Annotated in this window: 3 protein-coding genes and 1 tRNA gene; all 4 read left to right on the forward strand. The window is 48.6% G+C overall.

Going from position 1 to position 3,128, the window contains the following annotated elements:
* The first annotated feature begins 253 nt into the window (after positions 1 to 253).
* The 4 genes from ftsE to HMPREF3050_RS08870 all read left to right on the forward strand — a co-directional run bounded on the left by ftsE (position 254) and on the right by HMPREF3050_RS08870 (position 2,788).
* Positions 254 to 904, forward strand: a complete 651-nt coding sequence (ftsE, locus tag HMPREF3050_RS08855; RefSeq protein ID WP_003765335.1) for a cell division ATP-binding protein FtsE — start codon at positions 254 to 256, stop codon at positions 902 to 904.
* On the forward strand, positions 901 to 1,818 hold the full coding sequence (gene ftsX / locus HMPREF3050_RS08860; protein ID WP_070774496.1) for a permease-like cell division protein FtsX: 918 nt from the start codon (positions 901 to 903) through the stop codon (positions 1,816 to 1,818). Before ftsE ends, ftsX begins: the two co-directional genes overlap by 4 nt.
* Before the next feature lie 101 nt (positions 1,819 to 1,919).
* Positions 1,920 to 2,459: a hypothetical protein gene (locus HMPREF3050_RS08865; RefSeq protein WP_070774497.1), complete on the forward strand. Its 540-nt coding sequence runs from the start codon at positions 1,920 to 1,922 to the stop codon at positions 2,457 to 2,459.
* 252 nt (positions 2,460 to 2,711) lie between these two features.
* Positions 2,712 to 2,788: transfer RNA gene (locus HMPREF3050_RS08870), tRNA-Met, on the forward strand.
* Positions 2,789 to 3,128: the final 340 nt, after the last annotated feature.

Raw genomic sequence — 3,128 nt, forward strand, 5'->3', positions numbered from 1 at the left:
CAACGCCGTACTGGTTTAAAGTTAATTCACTATAAAATGGTGGCGACAATCACGCCTGTAATATTGTGTTGTAAAGCCGTCAGTCCGATGCTTTGCCTACCGCCGTCCATATCCGGGCAAACTATCAAAGAAACGCCGAAATCTTTATAATTCGGCACATATCCTATTTTTCAGACGACCTATCTCCGATAGTGCATCCTTTTGTGGATTAGCTGTGGATAAGTTTGTTCTGACCCCTTTCCAGGAATACCTTATGATCCGTTTCGAACAAGTTTCCAAAACCTATCCCGGCGGTTTTGAAGCCCTGAAAAACGTCAGCTTCCAAATCAAAAAAGGCGAAATGATATTTATCGCCGGCCATTCCGGCTCCGGCAAGTCCACCATCCTCAAGCTGATTTCCGGTATTACCAAACCCAGCAAAGGCAAAGTGTGGTTCAACAACCAAGACTTGGGCGAATTGAGCGACAACCAAATCGGCTTCATGCGCCAACATATCGGCATCGTGTTCCAAGACCACAAAATCCTCTATGACCGCAACGTCCTGCAAAACGTCATCCTGCCGCTGCGGATTATCGGTTATCAGCCGCGCAAAGCCGAAGAACGCGCCCGCATCGCTATTGAAAAAGTCGGCTTGAAAGGCCGCGAATTGGACGATCCCGTAACCCTCTCAGGCGGCGAACAGCAACGCTTGTGTATCGCCCGCGCCGTCGTCCACCAGCCCAGCCTCCTGATTGCCGACGAACCCTCCGCCAACCTCGACCGCGCCTACGCGCTCGACATCATGGAATTGTTCAAAACCTTCCACGAAGCAGGAACCACCGTCATCGTCGCCGCTCATGACGAAACACTCATGGCAGACTACGGCCACCGCATCCTGCGCCTCTCGAAAGGACGACTCGCATGAGCATCATCCACTACGTCTCGCTGCACGTCGAATCCGCGCGCACTGCGCTCAAACAGCTCCTGCGCCAACCCGTCGGCACGCTGCTCACCCTCCTGATGCTCGCCGTCGCCATGACCCTGCCGCTTTTCATGTATTTAGGCATCCAAAGCGGGCAAAGCGTTTTAGGCAAGCTCAACGAGTCGCCGCAAATCACGCTCTATATGGAAACCGACGCATCCAAAGCCGACAGCGATACCGTCCGCAACCTGTTGGAACGCGATGTCCGCCTCAACAAAGTCCGTTTCATCAGCAAGCAGGAAGGCTTGGAAGAGCTGCAATCCAACCTCGATCAAAACCTCGTTTCCATGCTCGACGGCAACCCCTTGCCCGACGCATTTATCGTAACGCCCGATCCCGCTACGCCACCCGCACAAATGCAGGCGATTTATCAGGATATGGTCAAATTGCCCATGGTCGAATCCGCCACCATGGACACCGAATGGGTGCAAACGCTGTATCAAATCAACGAGTTCATTCGCAAAATTTTATGGTTTCTTTCACTGACGCTGGGTATGGCGTTCGTCCTTGTTGCGCACAACACCATCCGTCTGCAAATCCTCAGCCGCAAAGAAGAAATCGAAATCACCAAGCTGCTCGGTGCGCCCGCATCGTTCATCCGCCGCCCCTTCCTCTATCAAGCCATGTGGCAGAGTATCTTTTCCGCCGCCGTCAGCTTGGGACTGTGCGGCTGGCTGCTCTCCGCCGTGCGCCCGTTGGTAGATGCCATCTTCAAACCCTACGGGCTCAACATCGGCTGGCGTTTCTTCTATTTCAGCGAAGTTTCGCTGGTGTTTGGCTTCGTCATCGCCTTAGGGGTATTCGGCGCATGGCTTGCTACCACGCAGCATCTGCTGGGCTTTAGGGCCAAGAAATAAAATCATTGGATTGAAGCAAAGGCAAAAAGGTCGTCTGAAACTCTAAAACAAGGTTTCAGACGACCTTTGATTGGCTGCCGTTTATCGTGTAAGGAAATAATATGCCGGGAAATCTACTACCACTCGAATATGACCTAAGTTTGAGCAAATTATTGAGAAGGATGGCGCAGATACTGTTCATCTTATCCTTGTGCTTGCCTGCCGTGAATGGAGCTATGGGTTTGCTAATTTGGTCGGCAGGCTTATTTTTCTTGTGGCTTCCGTTGGGTTGGCCTACATTTGCCAATGTAATTTTTATTGTTTTATATATCAGATTGAATGATGAGAAAGAGATCTTGCCTTTGTTACCCTGTTTAATGTTAACCCTGATGATACCGGGGTCGATATTTGGGTTATCTGGTGTATTTGGTTGGGGATATGTGGTTTGGGTGATGTCGGGTATGCTTTTATGTGCAGATTGGCTGTGTAGCCTTATGCCGCACAAACAGCGCCTGATTGTCAGGTTGGCAATCATGGTTTGTCTGATATGGGCTGTCGGCTTAATAGGGCTTGGATGGTATCAGCAAAACTCAAACGATCAGGATATCTTTGAAGATCTCTATTTCAGTGTGTTTTACAATCCGTTAGGTGTGATGAGATAAGTTTCGTATCAACAGTGAAAAGATAAAAAAAAAACGGGTGCAACCATGTTTGAAGGCTTTTTGAGATTGAGTGATTTACGATGAAGTTCCGAATAACCCTGATTGGTCAGTTTTTGGTTTAAACTCTTTAAAATCATAATATTGCTATAACTCATTTTATCGTCTGGAATTTGATTGGGTAATGTTTTGCTGAATTTTGGCGGTAAAGTGCTTGACAGTTTTTTCAAGTATCTGTATAGTTCTATTTTCTGACGCGGGATGGAGCAGCATGGTAGCTCGTCGGGCTCATAACCCGAAGGTCGTAGGTTCGAATCCTGCTCCCGCAACCAAATTTTCAAGCCCTCGGTTCTACCGAGGGTTTTTTCTTGGCTTGATTGCCGGGGTAAGTGAATCCCTATACCTTAAGAAGGTCGTCTGAAAACTTGATGTTCGGGTTTTCAGATGACTTTTGTTTTCAATCATTTTCGTGGACAGAGTCCACGCTACAGCACTTGTGTTGTCAACAAACTTTGTAGCGTGGGCTTCGCCCGCGAGCCACTTAAGATTTCAGACAACCTGTCCGTTAATTATCTTCGTGGGTAGAACCCACGCTACGGATACCGTGCCAGTCAAAACCGATAGAAAGTTCAAACACAAAAGGTCGTCTGAAACCTACATCGGGTTTTCAGA

It is taken from the genome of Neisseria sp. HMSC065D04, assembly GCF_001815675.1.
In the GTDB taxonomy this organism is placed as follows: Bacteria; Pseudomonadota; Gammaproteobacteria; order Burkholderiales; family Neisseriaceae; genus Neisseria.